Genomic DNA, 25,205 nt, shown 5'->3' with positions numbered 1-25,205 from the left:
CAATATGACACAAATACATTTAGAAGAATCTTCTCATAACCATACAGAAGTATCTGCCATTCGTCCTTGGACAGATTACTTTACTTTTAATACTGATCATAAAGTGATCGGTATTCAGTATTTAGTCACTTCGTTCGTTTTTTATTTAGTTGGTGGTGTTTTAGCGGAGTTAGTGCGGACAGAATTGCGGACTCCTGATCCGGATTTTGTTACTCCAGAAGTTTACAACGGTTTATTTACGCTGCACGCTACTATAATGATTTTCCTGTGGATTGTTCCGGCAGGTGCAGGTTTTGCCAACTATCTTATTCCTTTGATGATTGGGGCACGGGATATGGCTTTTCCGCGTTTAAATGCGGTGGCTTTTTGGATGATTCCCGTGGGAGGTTTGTTACTAATTGCTAGTTTAGTAGTGGGTGATGCCCCTGATGCTGGTTGGACTTCTTATCCGCCTTTAAGTTTAATGACGGGACAGGTGGGCGAGGCAATTTGGATTATTAGCGTGTTATTGTTGGGTACTTCTTCAATTTTGGGAGCGCTCAATTTCTTTGTGACAATTCTGAAAATGCGTGTACCTAGTATGGGTTTAAACCAAATGCCTTTGTTTTGTTGGGCAATGTTGTCTACCTCTGCTTTGGTGCTGGTTTCTACTCCTGTTTTGGCCGCAGGGTTAATACTGTTAGCTTTTGACTTGTTAGCAGGAACTTCGTTTTTTAACCCTACTGGTGGTGGAGATCCGGTGGTTTACCAACATATGTTTTGGTTTTATTCCCATCCAGCAGTTTATATTATGATTTTGCCGTTTTTTGGGGCAATTTCTGAGATTATTCCCGTTCATTCTCGTAAACCGATTTTTGGGTATCAAGCGATCGCCTATTCTTCTATAGCTATTAGCTTCTTAGGGTTAATTGTTTGGGCGCACCATATGTTTACCAGTGGTATTCCTGGATGGTTACGGATGTTTTTCATGATTTTAACCATGATCATTGCCGTACCTACAGGAATCAAAATTTTTAGTTGGTTAGCAACGATGTGGGGTGGCAAAATTCAACTCAATAGTGCCATGTTATTCGCTATGGGTTTTGTAGGTACTTTCGTGATGGGAGGAGTAAGCGGCATTATGTTAGCTTCTGTTCCGTTTGATATTCATGTTCATGATACCTACTTTGTAGTTGCCCACTTACATTATGTGTTGTTTGGTGGTAGTGTCTTAGGCATTTTTGCCGCTACTTATCACTGGTTTCCCAAAATTACGGGGCGGAAAGTTAATGAATTTTGGGCAAAGGTTCATTTTGTTTTAACCATTGTGGGTATCAATATGACATTTTTACCCATGCACAAATTAGGATTAATGGGTATGAACCGTCGTATTGCCCAGTATGATCCTAAATTTGCACTATTGAATGAAATTTGTACCTATGGTTCTTACATTTTAGCGGTTTCTACCATACCATTTTTAATTAATGCTCTTTGGAGTTGGTTGTATGGAGAAAAAGCGGGTAATAATCCTTGGCGTGGTTTAACCTTGGAGTGGAATACTACATCTCCACCTGCTATTGAGAATTTTGAAGAGTTGCCAGTTTTAACAAATGGTCCTTATGACTATGGTTTAAAGCGAGAAAATAAAGGAACAATTGAACCGGAAGCTGTGTTAAGTTCGTAGCTTTTAGCTGTCAGCTATCAGTTTGTAGTAGTTTGTAGGGTGCGTTAGCGACAGCTTAACGCACCATCTCAAACTTAAGCTTTTAGTAGTTAAGCAGGCAAGATGCCTTCGCTACTTTTTCAGGTTAAGCAGGCAAGATGCCTGCACCACTTTGTAGATACCAATTCATTTAATAAAATCCATGCAAAGTCAAACTATTGACACCGCAAAAACTCAAGTTAGTCATAGCACTACTGCATCTCACCATGAAGCACATCCAGATCATCGGTTATTTGGCATATATGTCTTCTTGGTAGCGGAAGGTATGATTTTTATGGGTTTGTTCGGAGCGTATTTAACCTTCCGTTCAACCCTTCCTGTGTGGCCACCAGAAGGCTCTCCTGAGTTAGAATTGTTACTACCCATCATTAATACTTCTGTGCTAATTGCTAGTAGTTTTGTGATGCATAATGCGGATACAGCAATTAAGAAGAATGATGAAAAGGGGATGCGCTTTTGGTTAGCTTTAACCGCTATCATGGGTGCTATTTTCCTATGTGGCCAGGTTTATGAATATCTGCATCTGGAGTTTGGTTTAACTACCAATTTATTCGCTAGTGCGTTTTATGTGTTGACCGGGTTTCACGGTTTGCACGTTACTATCGGTGTATTAGCAATTTTGGCGGTTTTATGGCGATCGCGTACTCCTGGACATTACAGCAGTAATAAACGCTTTGGTATTGAAGCGGCGGAAATTTACTGGCATTTTGTGGATGTCATTTGGGTTATTCTGTTTGGATTGCTTTATTTACTGAGATAATACCAGTTCAAATTGAATAGTAAATATTATCCCCTCGATTTGTAGGGGATTTTTTATGGGTACTGCTGTATATCCCCAACTTCTTAAAGAAGTTGGGGATATTACTATAAAATAACTTGTAAAGATTGCCCAATAATATCTACATATTCCTCAACTTTATACAACCGATAGGCAATTTGATCAATTTGATTTTTGATTTCTAATTGTCGGAGTAAAACAGTTTCTAAATCTGATCTACCAACTTCCTGTTTAACTCTCTGTTCAATAATTTCTAAAGCGCGAAGATTACTAAATCTATCTTGATCATATCTATTAACTTTTAAAATATCAAAAGTAATATTCACTAAGTTTCCTATTTCCCGCGATAATTTTTGTTTACGACGGAAAGATGAATCAAATTCAGTTAAAAAAATCAATCTTGCTAACATATATCTTCTTAAATAGGGGTTGCGAATATTCACATTAGCTATTTCTATCCATTTTCTATCACCTTCTTTCCAATCTTGATCATCAGTTACTTGTCCCCAAATTATATATCCATTTGCAGTAGGTTCAATTTTCAATTCTAGTAAATGTCCTTCTTCATTAGCATAAGAACTTTCCCATTCAATATCTACAGCATAATCACTAGATAATTTGTGATATTCATTTAATGATACTTCTTGGCTAGGGATTTTCGCCGCTTTAGCTTCATAAATTTTAATAATTTGATAGCGATCTTGCCAAATATTATGAGATTCTCGACTTAATTTAGCTAATTCTTGATAATCAGAATTATTTGCTTCACTAAACTGAGGAATTGGTAGATCACCAACTTGATTTTCAAAATATTCAAATATTCCCTTTCCTGTTAATTTTCCAATTCCACCTAATGCAGTATAACGAAATTCCAAAACTTTAGAATTAAGTAAAGCAACCAAAGCGTATAGTTTATCAAGTTTTAAATTATCTGGATCATCAGAATATATATCTCGTAAAAATATAGCTGTAGTATCTGTTAAACCTGCTAAATTACCTGTTAAATCAACACTAAACCTATTAGTAGTAGCACGATATGGACATAAAATTTTAGGTCGAAAATGAGAGTGTTGATCCTTACGTCTTGATCTGTGTAGAGCATACCATTCACAACTTCCTTCCTTATAAGCTGCTCTGCTTTCTAGCTTGTTTCTATTTGCTAGTAAATACTTTTGAACTGCTATTGATAGATCTTCAAAATTTTCACTACTTTCAATATACAATAGTTGAGAATTATCAGGTACAAATCCATAGGCTAAAATTCCAGAATTTTTGACTATTTGGTATAGTTTTTCTTTGGGAAAGTTAGATGGAAAACCATTCTCAGGTGCAAAAATCTTATTTTCTCCTGTTTGAATGCCCTGTTCTACTAAATCACATTCAGGTAATTCTCTTAATTTCACACCTTGAGAATCAATGATATTAAAAATATGATTATAGGGTGAAATTTGCCAACGATGATCATTTAATTGAGATTGTGTAATATCTACTTGAGTAACACCTTGACTTAAATGTAAAGAATAATCATCACTGATAAAAGTTTTTTTGACAACATCAAAATCCAAAACATAGAAAGTTGTAAATTTATCCTCGATTTGAGGTTTTGTTCTTTGAAATTGAATAATACAAGTAGCAATTCCCGCTTTAAAAACTTGATGACCTAAAAAATCAATAATATTAATGATTTTCGTATTTTTACAAATAAATTCTCGTAAACTCCTGGATTTATCACCTTGAATAAAAGAACGAGAAATGATAAAACTTAAATAACCATCTGCTTTTAAAATTTCAAACCCGCGACGGAAGAAATAAAATAAAATATCAGTTTTATCAGTGTAAATATCAGGATAGGCAAATTTTAACCATTTTAATTCTAATGCACCTCTACCAAAAGTCGAATCAATATTAAAATAAGGAGGATTACCAATTATCACAGAAAAACCCTGTGCTGATTTTGGTAGTCTGGGATCAAAAACATGAGAAAATTCAATTTCCCAATTAAATGGACGTTTAATAATTACCTCTTTTTTAGCAGTTTCTAAACTCATCAGTTCAGATTTAACTCTCGCTAATTCAGTAGATGTCCAATTTTTTAAAGTTGGTTCTAAAGTTTGTTCAGAATTAACCTTTGCTGTAATTAGTTCTCGTATTGCTTCTATTTCTGCTATTTCTGCATCTCGATTCTTAATTGCATAAACTACTGAATTGATACTTTCGTCACTAGCAAAAAAAGCAGTTAAAACAGAATTAACCTGTTGATTAATATTTGCAATTGTATTTTCTAAATTACTAACTGCTTGATTTCTTTCTATTTCACTTTGATTAGTATCTCTAGCAATTTTAGCTAAATCAGCAACTATTGTTAATTGTTGAAAAAAAGGTGCTAAATTAGTGGGACTATGAATTAAACTATCTCCCACACGAATATTTAAAGTCAGTGCTGGTAAATGAGAATATATAGAACCATTGCGTCTACCATATTCTCCTGGACGCCCACGTAATAATCTTGTCCATAGTGATAATTTTGCTAATAATACTGCTTGGGGATCTCGATCTACTCCATGCAACATTTTGACTAAAATTTGTTCTTCTGGATTAATGATTGGTTGAGGTGATACATGACTAAATAAATCAAAATTTTCAGGTATTTTCGCATTTTGACAAGCTAGATTATAACGTTTAATTTCTGTTAATAAATAATCAAATGCACCTAATAAAAATGAACCTGAACCACAAGCAGGATCAATAACTGTAATTTCTAAAACTGATTTAGCGACTAAATTAGCTTGTTGTAATTCTCCTCTTTCTAATAACTCAATAGCTTGATCAATTTTAGGTTTTACTAATGGTTGCAAAGATTGATAAACAATGCGACGCACTATATAGTTAGGAGTATAGAAAATACCTTCTTTTTTGCGAGTTTTCTGATTTTCTAATATCTGAACAACATCGTTAAATAGAATTAATTGATGGGCTAAAAATTGTTCATAAGCAGTACCTAAAATATCCTGGGTTAAAGTTGTAAAATCATAGTTATAAATTGAACGATAATTAGCTAATGTTCCGGTAATTGTATCTAGTATATTTTGCTGTGGTACTGCATTAATGACGATAATTGATTCTAAATATTCCACATCAATAGTTAATTCATCAATCCAAGAAGGTTGAAATAATTCAGTATTATAGTCTAACCATGTACTTTTAAAAGCCTGTCTTAGTTGTTCAATAAAAGGCAAATTTGCAAAAGTTTGTTGCCAGTTATGGTAAACTCTACCAAGATAATTAAAGGGCATTTCTCGGCTAAATGTTTCTAAAAGTCTAATTAATAAAAAGCGATTTAAAATAATTTGTGCTGCTTCACGAATTTTATCTAAACTTAAATGAGGTTGGGATTTTTTAATACCATTGGCAATAATAACTCGCCAAATTTTCAGGTCTGCTAAAAATTTTGTTCCTAATTCTTCTCTAGTTTTTTCACTATAAAATGCTTCTAAACGGTTGCTAGATAAATTTTCCCGATGCAGACAGGTATATACTTTATTGACAAGTTCGGGATCATTTTTGAGATCCTCAAGTGTAAATGACCAAAAAGGTTTTCTATCTTGTAATCTTAAAATGTGCCATTCCCGAAAATTCGATAAAATAATCCACAGTACAGGTTCTTGTGTACCAATATCTAAACTATAATTTCTCAAGTAATCTAAAACTTGTTGTGTATTTGTTTCCCAGATATTTTTATCCCATAAACTTTTAGCTTCAAACATCAATTTTGGATGTTTTCCCAAGTCAGGTCTAAGCAAATAATCTACCCATGTAGTAGTTCCCATTAAACTACGAATTGCACCTTCTAATGTGCGATATTCTGGGGTATAACCTAGTGCATCTAAAAAAGGTTTTATTAGACGATCTTTTGTATTTTCCTCTGGTTTTCCCACGCGAGATGAAAGCAGCATTTCTTCTGCTGTGGCGATTAAGTTAGTAAGATGTTGTTGAAATTCTAAAGGTAACATATAACTGTGAATGAATCATGATCTATTATATTATACTGATATCGCACTACTTTTTAATCTAACTTCCAAATATTAACTCTCTCATCATAATGACCACTGACTAAGATATTACCATCAGGACTAATTCTCAAACTATAAATAACATTATTAAACTTAACTATAGTAGAAAAGAGGTTAATCAAAACATTTTAGGCTTAATATTACTATGAATAGTATCTTCAGAATTAGGGATTAATTCATTAGCAGCATAGGCAGAATTAACCGAATTAATGTTTATACCAACAAACAGAAATATCAGCAAAATTATCTGATTAACTTGACTAATCTTGCCTAATTTAACTAATAATTTTCACATGATCAATTATTCCCTAATACCTGAAATTAATCAATAATTATCTAAGAATAACACCTATTAATAACGAGGTTTTTTCTTAGTAGTTGTCACCACAGGTAAAGGAGAACTAGAAGGTTGTGGAGGTAAATAACGTTGTACTCCAGGTTCTTCTGGTGGTAATGGAGTTTGTTGTATTTGCCATAATTTTAGCACTATACCCACTCCTGCTGCGCCTAAACCAAAGGTAAATAATGACCAACTATCATCTAATCCACCAATAATTGCATCAACAATACCAATTGTAACTAATGTGCTTACAATTGGTTCTCTGCGGTAGAATGACTTTAAAAAGCGAGGCATTATAGCATTCATTACAGCTTACTTCCCTTGAAAATTAAATCTGTACCTAAAATATAGCAATTAATAGCTTAAAGATTTTCCATTTTTCAGGAGTTACACAAGGGTTACATTAGTAGGGTGCGGTTCTGCAAACTCACCAACTACGTCAGACGGCATAAGTCAAGTAAGTAAACAGATTCTTGATATCTGACACACCCTACATTAGATTTTTGGTGTGACGCTTGCGAAAGTTTTGTTTCTAATAATTGCGATATTCATAATATGACATCAGATGCAATAATTATAATTTTGGTTGCACCAAACCCAAGTACGGTAATTCGCACTCCGCCAAATAATTTTGAGAGTATATTTATTAATTTTTAAAATATCGAAGTATAAAATAATATTTTGGTACGGATTACGAGTGTAAATTATTTATCCTCTCGTACGGGCGAACGGCCGTTCGCCCTGACTCCTGACTGATAGCTAGTCTAAATTTATTTTAATCCTAACCATGTAAGTACACCCTGATTTGTAAAATACTCAATTGCTACCATCAAAATAAAGCCGATCATTGCTGCTCTACCATTTAAACGCTCGGCATATTCGTTAAATCCAAATTTGGGTTCTTCTAATTTTGGGGTAACGCTGGGTTGTGTTTGTGTCATGTCAATTATTCCTCTCTTGTTAAAGGTGTACTACAGTGGTTTTTCCCCTATTTGTCGGAGTTTCCTGGGAACATACCCAAAGTTAGTCTCAGTCGACAATAGTTTACAATTTTTAATTATTCTTTATCTATTGTAATAATAGTTGGGGATTCGTCAAGGTGTGATCTCACCAATAAAAAATATAGAATTTGTTCATTTGGAATTATTTAATACCGACATCATCAGGAAATAGTGCCAATCTATTGTCAAGTTAGAATGTCAACAAAATTATTAGAGGATATATAAATGCAAATAGGTGTTCCTAAAGAAACTAAAGATCAGGAATTTCGCGTTGGTTTAAGTCCTGCTAGTGTGCGAGTTTTAACTGAAAGCGGTCATACTGTTGTAGTAGAAACTAATGCTGGCAAAGGTTCGGGATTTACTGATAATGAATATGAAACAGCCGGGGCAAAAATAGTCTCAAGTCCTAATCTAGCTTGGAATCAAGAGATGGTGGTTAAGGTTAAAGAGCCTTTAAAAACAGAGTACCAATTTTTACAAAAAGGGCAATTATTATTTACCTATTTACACTTGGCCGCAGATCGGGAATTAACAGAATCTTTAATTAATAGTGGTGTATATGCGATCGCTTACGAAACCGTAGAACAACCGGGAATTAACAGACTACCATTACTCACACCCATGAGTATAATTGCTGGGCGGTTAGCCGTACAATTTGGCGCAAGATTTTTAGAACGTCAGCAGGGAGGGAGGGGCGTACTTTTAGGCGGTGTACCTGGTGTTAAAACGGGTAAAGTAGTCATTTTAGGTGGAGGTGTTGTGGGTACAGAAGCGGCGAGAATAGCGGTAGGTATGGGTGCTACAGTGCAGATTTTAGATGTAAATGTAGAACGTCTATCTTACTTAGAGACACTTTTCGGTTCAAGAGTGGAGTTATTGTATAGTAATTCTACTCACATAGAAAGCGCAGTTAAAGAGGCAGATTTATTAATAGGTGCTGTATTAGTTGTTGGTAAAAAAGCACCCATCTTAGTATCTCGTGATTTGGTTAAACAAATGCGGGATGGTTCTGTGCTAGTAGATGTAGCAGTAGATCAAGGTGGTTGTGTGGAAACATTACATTCTACATCCCATACCAACCCGGTATATGTTGATGAAGGAGTGGTACATTATGGCGTGCCAAATATGCCTGGTGCAGTACCTTGGACTGCAACTCAAGCATTAAATAATAGTACCTTACCCTATGTAGTGCAATTGGCAAATTTGGGAATTAAGGCCTTAGAAAATAATGCTGCTTTAGCAAAGGGTTTAAATGTGGAAAATCATCGTTTAGTGCATCCTGCTGTACAGGAAGTTTTTCCTGATTTAGTTTAGTTATTATTTAGTTATTAATTTCCATTGCACAAAATGTAGCGCAAGCATCTTGCTTGCATTGATTATCGGAATTAAAAGCACAACAGCTTATTAATTTCCATTGTACAAAGTGTAGACATTTTTTGTCAGTTAATGTACAGCAAAATTAGACATCTTGCGGCAATTGAATGTACCTAGTGGAAAACTTCTGTAGAGACGTTATATATAACGTCTCTACAATAATTTTTATCAGAGGTGTATTGTATGACAAAAAAAATTATAGTAGTGCAAGCATCTTGCTTGCATTGCTGATCAAAATTAACAATTCAATAGCGCATGAACTGTTTACTTTATTCTCCTGGATTAATACCTTATCATATCGCACATCAATGGCAGCGATCGCTCGTTTCCCAACGTATTCATGATCCAGAACTAGAAGATGTGCTGATTTTACTACAACATCCTCCCGTTTACACTTTAGGCCAAGGTGCAGACCCTAAATTTATTAAATTTGATATTGACAAAAGTACTCATGATGTGCATCACATAGAAAGAGGAGGCGAAGTTACCTATCATTGTCCTGGACAACTTGTCGCTTATCCTATTTTAAATTTACGTCGCTACTGTCAAGACCTACATTGGTACTTACGTCAACTTGAGGAAGTACTAATTCAGACTTTAGCACATTATCACTTAAAAGCAGAACGTATTGCTGGACTTACGGGAGTTTGGTTAGAGGGTTATAAAGTAGCAGCAATAGGTATAAAAGTTAGTAAATGGATTACCATGCACGGATTTTCCTTAAATGTGTGTCCAGACATGACAGGATTTGTGAATATTGTTCCCTGTGGTATTAGTGATAAACCTGTAAATTCTCTTACTCATTGGATACCCAGTATTACCTGTGAAGAAATATCTCCTGTGCTTCTCAGTTGCTTTACTGATGTGTTTGGTGTAAAATTAGTTAAGCGACAATATCATGAACTAATATATACTGAGTAAAAACCCTTGGTTAAATAGTAATATTTCATTCTGGGAAACTAGTAGATTTTATCAAATTTATCAAAATGTATCATATTCTATCATCATCATTGACATCATTGACATCACTGCTAAAAACAAACAGTAGTCAGTAATTAGCTTTTGGCTTTATATATTGAGATATTTCCTGGTATACTCCAAAAGGGAAAATAGCCAGTGAGTAATTTATGAATCATCAAAAACGTTGGTGGATGACAATTAGTGTAATTATATGTTTAGTGGTTTCTTTGTTGGTAGGAGGAAAAGCATTTTCTAGTCAAGAAAGAGTGTTAAAAATTGCTACTGATTCCACATTTCCACCTTTTGAATTTCAGGGAAATGGTAGTCAATTACAGGGTTTTTCTATTGACTTAATGCAGGCGGTGCTTATGGCAAGCGAAGCTATTAATGATAACATAAATCTCAAATTACAATGGCAAACCTTACCTTTTGATGGCATTATTCCCGCATTACAAGCAAAAAGTATAGATGCTGCTATTAGTTCCATTACAATTACTCCAGAAAGAGCGAAAACCGTTGATTTTTCCCGTCCATATTTTAAAGCAGGTTTAGCTATAGCTGTTGCTAAAAATAACCAGGATATCCAAGATATAAAAACATTAGAAAATAAAAATATTGCGGTGCAAATTGGTACAACTGGCGCACAACTAGCGAAGAAAATACCAGGTGCAAAAGTCCGCAGTTTTGATTCTACACCATTAGCTTTACAAGAATTAAAAAATGGCAATGTTGATGCAGTGATTAATGATGCACCAGTGACATTATATGCTATTAATACAGGAAATTTACAAAATATCAAAATTATTAAAACCCTGATTACAGAAGAATTTTATGGTATTGCGACACCGAAAAAATCACCTTATTTAGACTTAATTAATCAAGGTATTAGCAAAATATTAGAAAACGGTAAATATCAGCAAATATATGATAAATGGTTTAAAGATATATCCCCCACATTACCAGAGACATTACCATTTATTCAAGAAAAAACTCCAAATACTTCAGCAGTAATTGTCATCTTGTCATCTTTACCATCATTATTTCAAGGTGTATTAGTAACATTAAAACTAGCATTAATATCAATTTTCTTCGGTTTAATTACTGGTTCTTTAATTGGTATTTTTCGACTTTCTGCAATCAAACCTGTGGGTTTATTAGCTAGAATTTATATAGACTTTTTTAGAGGAACACCATTATTAGTACAATTATTTATGATCTATTTTGGTATTCCCGCAATTTGTCAACAATTAAATTTTACTTTGAGTTTTAATCCTCTATTGGCAGGAATTATTGCATTAACATTAAATAGTGCTGCATATATAGGGGAAATTGTTCGCGCTGGGATACAATCAATTGATAAAGGACAAACAGAAGCAGCGAAATCATTAGGTTTACATCCTATACAAATTATGCAGTATATTATTTTTCCCCAAGCATTGAGAAGAATGATTCCACCATTAGGAAATGAATTTATTAGTTTATTAAAAGATACTAGTTTAGTAGCAGTTATTGGTTATGAGGAGTTATTTAGAAAAGGACAATTAATAGTGGCTGATAATTATCGCGCTTTTGAAATTTATGCAAGTATAGCGGTGATTTATTTATTTTTAACTATTATATTTTCTCAGCTTTTTAGTAAATTGGAAAAATGGATGAATCCCGTTTAAGATTGATAATGAGGATAATGATAAGCTATTGTGGATTGAATTTATATAATTTTATATAAATGAAAGCAATGATATTGAATTGATTAGGGTTTTTAAGTAAAAAACAGTTTTCTTGTCTCACGCCTACCTACTTACTTAATTTATAGAATTAGATATACAATCAGAGGATAATTCAGATAATATAAACATCTTATAAACATCTCTAAAAATCCTCAATTTTCTAAAAACTTATTTATTCTCTCCTCAACCTTTTCCAATAAATTAACATCGCCAAAATTAAACCACTCAATTTGTGAATTTCCTCTAAACCAATTTCGTTGACGTTTTGCAAATTGCTTAGTATGTAAACCTGTTAATTCTATTGCTGTTTCTAAACTTATTTCTCCTAATAAATATTGTTTAATTTCTGCATATCCTAAAGTATTTAATAATGGTAAATCTCCACCATATTTATTGATCAAATATTCTACCTCTTCTACTAAACCATCTCCTATCATTTTCTGAGTACGTTGATAAATTCGCGCTGTTAAGTTTTCTGCATCACTATCTAAACCAATTTGTAAAATAGGATATTTGGGAGGGTTTTCTCCCTGTAATTCAGAAATGGGTACACCTGTGACATAATAAACTTCTAATGCTCTTAATGTTCTCACTACATCATGACTATGAATTTTTTTTGTAGATGCCGGATCTACTTGTTGTAATATCTGATAAAGTTGATGTTGTCCTAATAATTCTAACTGCGATCGCAATTCTAAATTCGGCGCTACTCTAGGTATTATCATCCCCTGGACAATAGCACGAATATATAAGCCTGTACCCCCTACTAACAACAATGGCGAAACTCCCAAATTATCAAGGTTAGCAATTAAACCCTGTGCTAATTCCTGATAATCTGCTACTGTCATGGTTTGATTGGGTTCACAAATATCTATTAAATAATGTGGTATTAATTTTTGTTCTCCTAATGTCGGTTTTGCTGTACCAATATTAAGTTCTCTATATACTTGACGTGAATCAGCACTAAGAATCACAGAGTTTAACTTTTGTGCTAAACTCAATCCTAATCCAGATTTACCCGTTGCAGTTGCACCACAAATTACAATTAATTTAGTCATTACTCAAAGATTATCGCCGAAAGGAAAGCTATTAAAAAATAAATTATAATAACACTTTTATTGTTTTTGAATTAGATCAAAATCCTGTAAATACCATAAATGCTATACTTCCTACTAATATGGCTTAGGCTATACTACGCTATTTGACAAAATAATTACTTAATATCTTAATAATCTTAATATCCTTACATCATACCCTAATATAAACTTTTCACTAAATCCCCCTAAATACGTCATTAAGGCTTTTATGTTATAATCTTGGGGTGATTTAACTTTTTAAGCCTCTAGGCAATTTAAAACCCCATATAGTAGGAGAATTTTTATGACGAGCAATTACAGCGCCGATCAGATTCAAGTTCTGGAAGGTCTGGAAGCCGTCCGCAAACGACCAGGTATGTACATTGGTACTACAGGTCCGCGAGGACTTCATCATCTGGTATACGAGGTTGTGGACAATTCTGTTGATGAGGCTTTGGCTGGTCATTGTACTCATGTTGAAGTAGACATTAATGCAGATGGTTCTGTTACTGTCACTGATGATGGTCGAGGTATCCCTGTGGATATTCACCCCAAAACTGGTAAGTCGGCTTTGGAAACGGTGCTAACTGTTCTCCACGCTGGTGGTAAGTTTGGTGGCGGTGGATATAAGGTCTCTGGAGGTTTACACGGTGTTGGTATTTCCGTTGTTAACGCTTTATCTGAGTTTGTGGAAGTGACTGTTTGGCGTGATCAAAAGGTCTATATACAACGATATGAGCGCGGTTTCCCTGTTACTGATTTACAATCTAGTCCAGATAAGGAAGGAAAAAAAGGCACTTCTGTTACTTTTAAACCTGATGTACAAATTTTTACTAATGGTATTGAATTCGATTACATCACTTTATCGGGTCGCTTGCGGGAGTTGGCTTATCTTAATGCAGGTGTGAAAATCAATTTTACTGATCATCGTCTCGATGTATTAAAAACTGATACTCCTAAAGTTGAAACTTATGAATACAAGGGCGGTATTAAGGAATATGTCGCCTACATGAACCGCGAAAAACAACCTCTTCATGATGAAATTATCTTTGTCCAAGGTGAACGCAATAATGTTCAAGTAGAAGTATCCCTACAATGGTGCACTGATGCTTATACTGATAATGTCCTTGGCTTTGCTAATAATATTCGGACTATTGACGGTGGTACTCATTTAGAAGGTCTAAAAACTGTTTTAACTAGGACTTTAAATGCGATCGCTCGCAAACGTAACAAAATTAAGGAAAATGAGTCTAATCTCAGTGGTGAACACGTCCGCGAAGGCTTAACCGCAGTTATCTCTGTTAAGGTCCCTGACCCCGAATTTGAAGGCCAAACTAAAACTAAACTCGGTAATACTGAAGTCCGCGGTATCGTCGACTCTCTCGTTAGTGAAGTCCTCTCTGAATACCTCGAATTTCACCCCACTATCGCTGACTCTATACTCGATAAGGCTATTCAGGCTTTTAAAGCCGCAGAAGCCGCTCGCCACGCACGTGAACTCGTACGCCGCAAGTCTGTACTCGAATCCTCCCCTCTTCCTGGTAAATTGGCTGACTGTAGCTCTCGTGACCCCGCTGAATCGGAGATATTCATCGTAGAAGGCGATAGTGCAGGCGGCTGTTGGTTTGGACACACAGTAATTTCACTTACTGATGGACGTGATATTACTTTTGAAGAACTGGTGGCTGAACAAAGTTTGGGTAAGCAACATTTCTGCTACACTGTACGCGATAGCGGCAATATCGGTATCGAAAAACTTATTAATGCCCGTATCACTAGGTCTAATTCTCAGGTCGTAAAACTTACTCTCGATAATGGCCAGGTTCTTATCTGTACTCCTGACCATCTCTTTATGTTACGTGATGGTACTTATAAACCTGCTTCTTTACTTACTCCTAATGATTCTTTAATGCCTCTGTATCGCAAGCTGTCTCAAAAAAATGAACGCGGTACTGGCTTAAATGGCTATGAAATGGTCTGGAATCCTCTTAATAATAAGTGGATTTATACTCACCTCTTATCTGATTTTCATAATCTTGAACATTCTGTTTATCCTAGTTCTGATGGTAGTCATCGTCATCATATTGATTTTAATAAACTCAATAATGACCCTACTAATATTAAACGCATGACTCCTGATGCTCATCTTGAACTACATCGTCAACATCTGGAAAAAACTTTACATCGTCCTGATGTTATTGAAAAAAGTCGTCAAGCCCATCAAAGTCCTGAGTTTCGCTCTTTTATGAGCGCAAGAATGCGCCAGGAACACACTCGTCAAGTCCTCTCTGCACAAGCTAAGGCTCAATGGGAAGATGAGGCTTATAAGGAGTTTATGTCTACTAAATGGCGCGAGTTTTATGACAATAATGAAAACTATCGTCAGGCAAATAATGATATGTTACATCAGGCACAGCAGGAATACTGGGCTGATGAGGCTAACCGTGCTGCACAATCTCAACGGGTTCGCAATTATTATGCTGCTAATCCTCAAGCTCGTGCGCTATTATCTCAATTGGCTAAGAAGCAATGGGAAGATCAGGAGTTATTGGCTTGGCGTAGTCAGAAAACTAAGGAACAATGGACTCCTGAATTTCGTGATCAACGCAGGCAGTCTCTACACCAAACTTATTACAATAAGACTATTGCTGTCTTAAAACAGGTGGAAATCCAAAGCGGTTTTATAGATATTGATGTCTATGATTCTTATCGTAAACGCACTAAGGATAAGTCCCTTCTCTCTTGGATGACTTTCTGCGATCGCTATTTTCAGGGTCGTCCTTCTCTGGCTCGTGAGGCTGTTCGCAATTACAATCATCGTGTAGTCAGTGTGGAACCCTTAGATGAACGTTTTGATGTCTATGATGTGGAAGTCCCTAATACTCACAATTTCGCTCTCGCTGCTGGTATATTCGTCCATAATAGCGCTAAACAAGGCCGCGATCGCCGTACTCAAGCTATCCTCCCTCTCCGTGGTAAAATCCTTAATATTGAAAAAACTGATGATGCAAAAATCTATAAGAACAATGAAGTTCAATCTCTAATTACAGCACTGGGTTTAGGCGTTAAGGGTGAAGAATTTAACCCGGAACAATTACGTTATCATCGTGTAGTAATAATGACTGATGCTGATGTAGATGGCGCACACATCCGTACACTATTGTTAACTTTCTTCTATCGTTATCAAAAAGCACTAATTGAACAAGGATTTGTGTATATCGCTTGTCCACCATTGTATAAGTTAGAAAGAGGGAAAAATCATCAATATTGTTACAGCGATCGGGAATTACACGAAGCGATCGCTAAATTACCCGATAATGCTAATTATACCATTCAGCGATTTAAAGGTTTAGGGGAAATGATGCCCGAACAACTATGGACAACTACCATGAACCCAGAAACCCGCGCTATGAAACAGGTAGAAATAGAAGATGCGGCCGAAGCAGATCGAATATTTACCATCTTAATGGGCGATCGCGTCGCTCCCAGAAGGGAATTTATCGAAACCTATGGTTCTAAGCTCAATTTAACAGATTTAGATATCTAAATTCACAGTACCGAGTGCGAAGTCGGGAGTCGGGAGTCAAGTACAGAGTGCAAATTCTTTATTCTAACTCCTCGAACTCCTGAAAAATAAATTTTTAGTATTGATAGTGACAATTTAGTGATCATAAGGTTAAAATATTATTAATATTGTTAGCATACAATAAATACAATTGCCCCAGCAGTTATTGACCAGTAATTACAGCATAGTTTAGGTATAATCCAACTCATACAGAGTCCCACAACTTGATTCTGTCAGGAGTTAACTGTCACCTAGTACGTGCTATAAAGGAAATAAACCCTCTTTTTATGCGGAGAAGACTTTTTGATGAAGGAAATTTAAACATGGATGGATAATCTCACAAACTCAGTTTTCGGGGAAATTGTAGCTTGATCAAACATTTTTGCAAGATAACCGGGTTAATCAACAAGTGCCTACCTCCTAATTTATCAGAATGCCACTGGCAAACCATCAAGTTTTGGATAAGATATAAAGGTGTAAGCACCGTTTTTTATGTGTTTTTCATAAAAGTGGCTGTAACTTGGTAAATAAGTTGATGAATAATACAGGAAAAAAAGTACAATTTCTGTGAAACAAGCTACAATTAAAACAGTAATTACAGTTAAATCTACCAACAGTCATTTCCGTTAGTAGTCAGAGGTCAACTTGTAATGATAAAGGATGTCCTAAGCCATAAAAAATCTATCTCAATATAGATTATTCAATTACAAGTTATCTACAGCAACAAAGGAAGTGATTCCGACTCAGGTGAACAAATTACAAAAAAGTAATCATTTTCACCTTAACCAATAAATTGGCCTTATAACCGATAGCGAAGGGTGGAGTGAGTCATAAAGATCACCAATATCTCAATTCGGTTGCCAAATTACTTGATGACAAGAGTAATTAAAATGTTTACAGTAATTGATTCTGCAAGGAGCATGAGGAACGCGGCATGAACCAGGCTAACAACGTACTCGAGAATATTTATCAGCCTGACCTAGAAATGATAAATCCGCCGGAGATCGAATTAGAAGCACTCTTAATCGAAGAGGAATTATTGCTGGTAGATGATGGGGATATTGATGATTTTTTAGAGCCTCAGCCTGATGAGGACGACGCTAAGTCTGGAAAAGCCGCTAAGTCGCGTCGTCGGACTCAAACTAAAAAAAAGCAATATACCGAAGATTCCATTCGTTTATACTTGCAAGAAATCGGCCGGATACGTCTTTTAAGAGCGGATGAAGAAATTGAATTAGCCCGAAAAATAGCTGATTTACTTCAGATGGAACGGGTTTATGAAGACCTGTATGATCAGCTCGAACGTGAACCAGACCTGAAAGAATGGGCGGCGGCGGTACAATTACCATTACCGACTTTCCGTGCTCGTCTCCATCTAGGTAGAAGAGCTAAGGAAAAAATGGTACAATCTAATCTCCGGTTAGTGGTGTCCATTGCTAAAAAATATATGAATCGGGGCTTATCCTTCCAAGACTTGATCCAAGAAGGAAGTTTAGGTTTAATTCGCGCGGCGGAAAAATTCGATCACGAAAAAGGTTACAAGTTTTCTACCTACGCTACATGGTGGATACGTCAGGCAATTACAAGAGCGATCGCTGATCAATCTCGTACCATTCGTTTACCGGTTCATTTGTACGAAACCATCTCGCGTATTAAGAAAACCACTAAACTTCTCTCTCAAGAAATGGGACGGAAACCCACGGAGGAAGAAATTGCTACTCGTATGGAAATGACTATCGAGAAACTACGGTTTATTGCTAAGTCAGCCCAGTTACCAATTTCTTTGGAAACACCTATTGGCAAGGAAGAAGATTCTCGTTTAGGAGACTTTATTGAATCTGATGGAGAAACACCGGAAGATCAAGTGTCTAAAAATTTACTACGGGAGGATCTGGAAAAAGTTTTGGATAGTCTCAGTCCTCGTGAAAGAGACGTACTCAGATTACGCTATGGTTTAGACGATGGCCGGATGAAAACTTTGGAAGAAATTGGCCAAATTTTTAACGTTACCAGGGAACGTATCCGCCAAATTGAAGCAAAAGCACTCCGTAAATTACGCCATCCTAACCGGAATAGTGTATTGAAAGAGTATATTCGCTAGAATCATCACCTATTACAATCATTTGAAAGAGAGGGGAAACTCAACTATCTAGTTTTCACCTCTTTTTAGATTGTTAACAATTAGGGTTTGCACCCATTTTCTGTGGTTATCAGCCTCAAACTTTGATTTGTCTGGATTTAAACGTAAATATTCAGCCATGATTCTCTCAGCAGAAAAGCTAGTAATCTCCATGATGTCATTCATATTTCATATTTATCTCTGTAAAAGTGATGGGTTTTGTTTTCGGTAAAGTTTGAATCATAACTTGCCAACCTGTAATAATTGTAATACATACTGTTACTTAGTATGGTACATTAAACTAGAGAATTAGTAAACATCAATAAATTTTCGATTTTTCATACAGCTATTCAGTTACTCACAAGTTACGCTATCATAACTGATCGTTACACTGTCCCATTTTCCTATTATGACCCTATCAATTTACAATACCCTTACTCGTCGTCAAGAACCGTTTACTACCGTTGAACCTGGTAAAGTGAAAATGTACTATTGCGGTGTGACAGTTTACGACTATTGCCATTTGGGTCATGCTAGGGCTTGTATTATTTGGGATGTGGTACGCCGATACTTACAATTTATTGGCTATCAAGTTCGCTATATTCAAAACTTCACTGATATTGACGATAAAATTCTTAACCGCGCTAGATTAGAAAATTCCTCCATGGAAAAAGTAGCAGAACGCTTCATTAAAGCCTATTTTGAGGATATGTCACGTTTGGGAATTAAGGAAGCAGATGAATATCCTCGTGCTACTCACACTATGAATGGTATTCAAAGATTAATCCACGATTTAGAACATAAAGGATTTGCCTATTCTGCTGACGGTGATGTTTACTATGCAGTGAGAAACTTTAATGAATATGGCAAACTATCAGGACGGAAATTAGAGGATTTACAAGCTGGTGCAAGTGAACGGGTCAATGTGCAAGATCCCGAATATCAAAAGAAGCATTACCCCTTTGATTTTGCCCTCTGGAAGGCGGCAAAACCCGATGAACCCGCATGGGAGTCTCCTTGGGGAAAAGGTCGCCCTGGATGGCATATAGAATGCTCGGCGATGGTCCGCGATCGCTTGGGTGATACAATAGATATTCATGCTGGTGGTGCAGACTTAATTTTTCCCCACCATGAAAACGAAATTGCCCAGTCAGAAGCAGTTACAGGTAAGCCTTTAGCCAATTTTTGGTTACACAACGGTATGGTTAAAGTTGATGGGGAAAAAATGTCAAAATCCCTGGGAAATTTTACCACAATTAGAGATTTATTAGATAGAAATGTGGACCCGATGGCACTAAGATTATTTGTGTTAATGGCACAATATCGTAAACCCATAGACTTTACAGATGAAGCAATTTTAGCAGCTACTAATGGCTGGCATACATTAAAGGAAGGTTTGTTATTTGGTTATGAACATGGTAAAAAATTAGGTTGGGAAAATCTCGAATTAATAACATCTGAAATTAACAAAGTTGAAGTTGAAAAATTTACCGCAGCAGTGGATGATGACTTTAATTTTCCAGGAGGTTTAGCGGTTATTTTTGAATTAGCCAAAGAACTGAGAAAAGAGGGAAATATTATTGTTCATCAAGGAAAAACAGATACTTCCACAGATGAATTATGGCAGAAATGGCAAACTTTAATAACTTTAGCTGATGTGTTAGGATTAGCGGCAAAACCGGAAGTAGAAACTATTAGTGAAAATAGTATTAGTGATGCAGAAATTGAGGAGTTAATTAATAAAAGACAAGCAGCAAGAAAAGCTAAGAACTTTGCTGAGTCTGATCAAATTCGTGATCAACTTCTAGTAAAAGGTGTTACTCTCATAGATAGTCGTGAAGGTACTCGTTGGCACAGAAATTAAATTTTTAATTTTTAATTTTTAATTTTTAATTACTTCTTAGCTGATTGTTTACAATTAAAATACTTTTCCATAATCTCTGCTATCATTGGTGCTGCGACACTACCACCTCCACCTCCAGAATGTTCCGCAAAAGCTACTATTACTATTTCAGGGTTATTCGCAGGTGCATAAGCACCAAACCAAGCGTGATTTTCCTTAACTCCTTTATTCCATGCTTCTGCTGTGCCACTTTTACCCGCCACAGGAGGTAAATTAGGTAAATTCAAGGCTTTTCCCGTACCTTCAACCACAACTTTACGTAGTCCCTCCCGTAAAATTTTAATGGTTGTTGGTTGTAAATTTAACGACTCTCGCCATTTTTTAGCGTCTTGGTTATCTTTTAATAAATGTGGTGTGACACGATATCCCCCATTAGCAGGAACAGCAAACATTACAGCTACTTGTAAAGGAGTTGCTTGTAATGCACCTTGACCAATAGACATATTAACTGTATCACCAACAGACCAAGGTTTTTTTAAAACTTTTCTTTTCCATTCATTATCAGGTACTAAACCTTTTGCTTCTTCAGAACTAAATTCAAACCCGGTTTTTTTTCCAAAACCATATTTACGAGTCCATTTAATTAATGTCGGTCCTCCTACTCTTTTGCCAACCTGATAGAAAAATGTATCACTACTCCATTGCATCGCCCCTACAAAACCTAAAGGACCAAATCCTGTCCGATTCCATTCTCCAAATCTTGTGCCGCCAATATTTAATGAGCCATAGGTTGGTAATATAGTGTTAGAAGCAAATTTACGCGATTCTAAAGCTGCTGTAGTGGTGACAATTTTAAAGGTACTTGCAGGTGGAAAAGCACTAATAGCACGGTTTACTAAGGGATGTCCAGAACCTTGTACGCTTTCCCAGTCTTTTTGTGAAAGTTTTTCTTTAGACAAGATATTAGGATCAAAACTAGGATGGGATACCATAGCTAAAATTTCGCCATTTTTGGGGTTTAAGGCTACTATTGAACCATTACGCTTACCCAATGCTTTCTCTGCTGCTAGTTGTATATCTAAGTCTATGGTTAAATGTAAATCATTACCAGCCTTAGCTTGTTTTGTTCCTAATACTCGTAATGGTCTTCCTGCACCATCTACTTCTACTTGTTGTCCTCCCCATTCACCTCGCAATAAATCTTCATAAGCCTTTTCTACTCCCATCTGTCCAATTACATCCCCTAAACGATAACCTTGAGATTTTCTCTTTTCTAACTGTGTCGCTGTTAATTCTCTGGTATAACCTAGAAGATGAGCCAAAGGACTACCATGAGGGTAATAACGCAATGCCTCTGTATTAATTTCTACCCCTGGTAATTCCTGTTCATATTCTTTTAAAGCGGTAATTTGTGCTTCATTTAGGTTTCGCGCAATGCGAATTAAGGAATAAACACTGTCTACTTGTTGTTCTAATTTTTCTTCAATTTCTTTTTGGGGGATATCTAAAATTCGTGCTAACCGAGGACCAACTACTGACCAGGATGGTTTAATATGTGATTTTGGCCATAAATAAACTGAACGGGGATAACGGGTACTTGCTAACAATTTACCATGACGATCAAATATATTGCCGCGTTCTGGTTGTTTGGATATAATTCTAATTCTATTAGATTCAGCCAGCTTACGATGTTTCGCGCCTTGAATAATTTGCAAATATATTAATCTTCCGCCAATTCCCATTAACATCAATAACGCAAATATGATCAAAAATACTGACTGTGAACCGCGTCCCACTGTGCGGGTATTTTTTTGAATGCTAAATAATGATGGTAGAAAATTCATAGAATGAATAAGCTGTTGTGCTTTTAACTTGAATACTTAATACAAGCAAGATGCTTGTGCTACTGTAACTTTAGAATACTTAATACAAGCAAGATGCTTGTGCTACTGTAACTTTAGAATACTTAATACAAGCAAGATGCTTGTGCTACTGTAACTTTAGAATACTTAATACAAGCAAGATGCTTGTGCTACCGTAACTTTAGGTTTTTTAATTATACAGTGAGTGCTACACATTAGCTTAAGAATTGTGAAATTATCATAACTTACTAGTTGAGAATAGAATTCAGAAGTAGCAAATTCGTTTACCTTGATCGCCACTGGCACATTGATAGGGTGTGGTTCGACAAGATCACCAACCATGTCAAAGGGTATAAATTATGTAAATAACCAAATTGTTGATATCTGACGCACCCTACAACAGATTTTTTAGTGTGGCACTTACGTAAGTCCTATTTTTATTACTTATCACCTGTTATACTCAGCTATTATGATAGATTAGGTTCTTGTACTACAAGACTATGGCTTAAACTGTAATGCAAAACCAAACAATTTTAAATGGTTCACACTCCCTTGATGTGGAACTAATTAACGTCTTTAAGTTCTTTAACCAAGAACCTGCGGTACATGGAGTGGACTTGGATATTAAACAGGGAGAGTTTTTTAGTATTTTAGGTCCATCCGGTTGTGGAAAAACAACTACTCTTCGTTTAATTGCTGGTTTTGAAAGAGTGGATGCTGGTAAACTTTTGATTCAAGGTCAGGTGATGACTGATATTCCTGCTTATCGTCGACCTGTAAATACTGTATTTCAAAGTTATGCTTTATTTAACCATCTCAATGTCTCAGAAAATATTGCTTTTGGACTGCGTTTAAAAAATTTCTCTAAGTCAGAGATTGCTCACCGTGTCACAGAAGCATTAAGTTTAGTCAGAATGGATGGTTTGCGATCGCGTTATCCACATCAATTATCAGGTGGTCAACAACAACGAGTTGCGTTAGCTAGGGCTTTAGTAAATCGTCCTGCTGTAGTATTGTTAGATGAACCTTTGGGCGCGTTAGATTTGAAATTAAGAAAGGAAATGCAGGTAGAATTATCCAATCTGCATCAAGATTTAGGCTTAACTTTTATTATGGTGACACATGATCAGCAAGAAGCGTTATCTTTGTCTGATCGCATCGCTGTGATGAATCAGGGTAAAATAGAGCAAATTGGTACTCCTAGTCAAGTTTATGAACGTCCACAAACAGCTTTTGTAGCTAGTTTTATTGGTGATACTAATTTATTACATGGTGAAATTACTAAAGTAAATCAAGAATATTTAGAATTTACCACAAAAACAGGATTAAGGATAATTGTTGATTGTGACAAAAATACAGCAAAACAAACATCAGCATCCGTAGTTGTGACTATTCGTCCTGAAAAAATCCAACTTTCTCTTTATCCTCCGAGTATTTCTATTAATTGCTTTGAATGTAGACTAATTAATGTGATGTATTTAGGAACTCATGTGAATTATCTAGTACAATTAGTTGATGGCATGAGTCTCAATGTTTTACAACCTAATTCTTTTACTAGTCTCCCAGATAGAAATACTCCTATTTATGTTTGGTGGGATAAAAGTGATTGTTTGGCTATTAGTCAAAACCCATAATGAATAACATTGTAATTTTATGATAGCTGAGATTTAACCAATGACAAGCAGACGTAAATTATTGCAACAATTAGCCATATTTTCTACCTTATCTTTAAGTAGTTGCGGTTGGAGATTAGCTAATGTTAGTTCTAATTCTATTAGTTCTCATCCTCGTGATCAATTGTATGTTTACAGTTGGACACAATATACAGATCAGCAGTTATTGACTACTTTTACCACACAAACAGGTATGAAAGTCATTGCTGATGTTTATGATTCTAGTGATGTAATGTTGGCAAAATTACAAGCGGGAGGAGGTGCTAGTTATAGTGTGATTTACCCTTCTGATTATATGGTACAGAAGATGGTAGCAAAAAAATTATTATCCCCCATAAATCATAGTCGTTTATTGGGTTTAGATAATTTATTTCCTCAGTTTCATAATCCCACTTACGATCCAAATAATATCTATAGTATTCCTTTTAATTGGGGAACTACAGGATTATTATATAACTCGGAAAAATTAGCTAAACCTCCTCAAGATTGGGAATATTTATGGCAAAATAAAGATATTTTAAATAAACGCATGACTTTACTTAATGATGTGCGGGAGGTTATGGGCGCTACTCTAAGAATGTTAGGATATTCCTATAATTCTCAAAATGAAAAGGAAATTAAACAAGCGTATCAAAAATTACAATCTTTAAAACCAGCGATCGCTGCTTTTGATACCGATGCATGGCAAAATAAGATATTAGCTGGAGATTTATTAATAGCAATGTGTTATTCTGCTGATGCTATGAAAATTTCCCAGGAAAATCCCAAGTTTAAATATGTCATTCCCCGCAGTGGTTCTTCTTTGTGGACTGATACCATTGTTATTCCCATATCAGCACCAAATTCTGTAGGTGCTTATGCTTGGATAAATTTACTTCTACAACCAGAAATAGCAGCAGAAATAGTGGAAAGATTACATATTTCTACCCCAAATCGTGCAGCTTTTGATTTGTTACCAAAAAAACTGCAAGAGGATACTAATTTATTTCCTCCTGATAGCATTATTAATAAATGTGAACGTTTAACTCCTGTGGATGAATTTGAACAAGTTTATGATCGTTATTGGACGCAACTATTAAGTTAAATGGAGTAAAATTAAATTAATTAGGTTAAAA

At 35.7% G+C, this 25,205-nt stretch carries 16 protein-coding genes; 10 read left to right on the top strand and 6 right to left on the bottom strand.

Features of this window, described 5'->3' with window-relative positions:
• The first annotated feature begins 4 nt into the window (after positions 1-4).
• Together ctaD and H6F32_RS09920 are read left to right on the top strand one after the other, a co-directional pair.
• Positions 5-1,663 (top strand): cytochrome c oxidase subunit I, encoded by a 1,659-nt coding sequence (gene ctaD, locus H6F32_RS09925; RefSeq protein ID WP_190369171.1) that lies wholly within the window; start codon positions 5-7, stop codon positions 1,661-1,663.
• Positions 1,664-1,844: 181 nt separating this feature from the next.
• The gene (locus tag H6F32_RS09920) at positions 1,845-2,462 is read left to right on the top strand and encodes a heme-copper oxidase subunit III (protein WP_190369170.1); all 618 of its coding nucleotides are present in this window, start codon (positions 1,845-1,847) and stop codon (positions 2,460-2,462) included.
• Positions 2,463-2,566: 104 nt separating this feature from the next.
• Here H6F32_RS09920 and H6F32_RS09915 read toward each other — a convergent pair whose 3' ends face one another.
• The 4 genes from H6F32_RS09915 to H6F32_RS09905 all read right to left on the bottom strand — a co-directional run bounded on the left by H6F32_RS09915 (position 2,567) and on the right by H6F32_RS09905 (position 7,831).
• Complete coding sequence (locus tag H6F32_RS09915; protein WP_190369169.1) at positions 2,567-6,490, bottom strand: Eco57I restriction-modification methylase domain-containing protein; 3,924 nt, start codon at positions 6,488-6,490, stop codon at positions 2,567-2,569.
• A 53-nt stretch (positions 6,491-6,543) separates the two neighbouring features.
• Positions 6,544-6,621: a hypothetical protein gene (locus H6F32_RS21180; RefSeq protein WP_395939592.1), complete on the bottom strand. Its 78-nt coding sequence runs from the start codon at positions 6,619-6,621 to the stop codon at positions 6,544-6,546.
• Positions 6,622-6,902: 281 nt separating this feature from the next.
• Positions 6,903-7,196 carry a hypothetical protein gene (locus tag H6F32_RS09910; RefSeq protein WP_190369168.1) on the bottom strand — a complete coding sequence of 98 codons (294 nt, stop codon included), beginning with the start codon at positions 7,194-7,196 and terminating at the stop codon, positions 6,903-6,905.
• Positions 7,197-7,660: 464 nt separating this feature from the next.
• Positions 7,661-7,831 carry a chlorophyll a/b-binding protein gene (locus tag H6F32_RS09905; protein ID WP_190369167.1) on the bottom strand — a complete coding sequence of 57 codons (171 nt, stop codon included), beginning with the start codon at positions 7,829-7,831 and terminating at the stop codon, positions 7,661-7,663.
• A 285-nt stretch (positions 7,832-8,116) separates the two neighbouring features.
• On the opposite strand from H6F32_RS09905, the gene ald reads away from it, so the two are divergent.
• The 3 genes from ald (at position 8,117) to H6F32_RS09890 (ending at position 11,892) form a co-directional block, all read left to right on the top strand.
• Complete coding sequence (gene ald, locus H6F32_RS09900; RefSeq protein WP_190369166.1) at positions 8,117-9,205, top strand: alanine dehydrogenase; 1,089 nt, start codon at positions 8,117-8,119, stop codon at positions 9,203-9,205.
• A gap of 315 nt (positions 9,206-9,520) precedes the next feature.
• Positions 9,521-10,186, top strand: a complete 666-nt coding sequence (lipB, locus tag H6F32_RS09895) for a lipoyl(octanoyl) transferase LipB (protein WP_190369165.1) — start codon at positions 9,521-9,523, stop codon at positions 10,184-10,186.
• 206 nt (positions 10,187-10,392) lie between these two features.
• Positions 10,393-11,892 (top strand): ABC transporter permease subunit, encoded by a 1,500-nt coding sequence (locus H6F32_RS09890; RefSeq protein ID WP_190369164.1) that lies wholly within the window; start codon positions 10,393-10,395, stop codon positions 11,890-11,892.
• A 212-nt stretch (positions 11,893-12,104) separates the two neighbouring features.
• Here the strand turns inward: H6F32_RS09890 and miaA are convergent, their stop codons facing one another.
• Complete coding sequence (miaA, locus tag H6F32_RS09885) at positions 12,105-13,010, bottom strand: tRNA (adenosine(37)-N6)-dimethylallyltransferase MiaA (RefSeq protein ID WP_190369163.1); 906 nt, start codon at positions 13,008-13,010, stop codon at positions 12,105-12,107.
• Between the two features lie 322 nt (positions 13,011-13,332).
• Between miaA and gyrB the strand changes: the two genes are divergently transcribed.
• The 3 genes from gyrB to cysS all read left to right on the top strand — a co-directional run bounded on the left by gyrB (position 13,333) and on the right by cysS (position 20,576).
• Positions 13,333-16,575, top strand: a complete 3,243-nt coding sequence (gene gyrB / locus H6F32_RS09880) for a DNA topoisomerase (ATP-hydrolyzing) subunit B (protein ID WP_190369162.1) — start codon at positions 13,333-13,335, stop codon at positions 16,573-16,575.
• A gap of 952 nt (positions 16,576-17,527) precedes the next feature.
• A complete protein-coding gene (gene rpoD, locus H6F32_RS09875; protein WP_190369161.1) occupies positions 17,528-18,694 on the top strand; it encodes an RNA polymerase sigma factor RpoD in 1,167 nt (388 codons plus the stop codon).
• Between the two features lie 427 nt (positions 18,695-19,121).
• The gene (gene cysS, locus H6F32_RS09870) at positions 19,122-20,576 is read left to right on the top strand and encodes a cysteine--tRNA ligase (RefSeq protein ID WP_190369160.1); all 1,455 of its coding nucleotides are present in this window, start codon (positions 19,122-19,124) and stop codon (positions 20,574-20,576) included.
• 29 nt (positions 20,577-20,605) lie between these two features.
• Here the strand turns inward: cysS and mrdA are convergent, their stop codons facing one another.
• Positions 20,606-22,399, bottom strand: a complete 1,794-nt coding sequence (mrdA, locus tag H6F32_RS09865; protein ID WP_190369159.1) for a penicillin-binding protein 2 — start codon at positions 22,397-22,399, stop codon at positions 20,606-20,608.
• Positions 22,400-22,932: 533 nt separating this feature from the next.
• On the opposite strand from mrdA, the gene H6F32_RS09860 reads away from it, so the two are divergent.
• Both H6F32_RS09860 and H6F32_RS09855 read left to right on the top strand, forming a co-directional pair.
• Positions 22,933-24,051 (top strand): ABC transporter ATP-binding protein, encoded by a 1,119-nt coding sequence (locus H6F32_RS09860; RefSeq protein ID WP_190369158.1) that lies wholly within the window; start codon positions 22,933-22,935, stop codon positions 24,049-24,051.
• A gap of 40 nt (positions 24,052-24,091) precedes the next feature.
• Positions 24,092-25,174: a PotD/PotF family extracellular solute-binding protein gene (locus H6F32_RS09855; protein ID WP_190369157.1), complete on the top strand. Its 1,083-nt coding sequence runs from the start codon at positions 24,092-24,094 to the stop codon at positions 25,172-25,174.
• Positions 25,175-25,205: the final 31 nt, after the last annotated feature.

It is taken from the genome of Anabaena sp. FACHB-1237 (assembly GCF_014696225.1).
Taxonomy (GTDB): domain Bacteria; phylum Cyanobacteriota; class Cyanobacteriia; order Cyanobacteriales; family Nostocaceae; genus FACHB-1237.
This window is presented reverse-complemented; position numbering and strand designations above follow the sequence as displayed.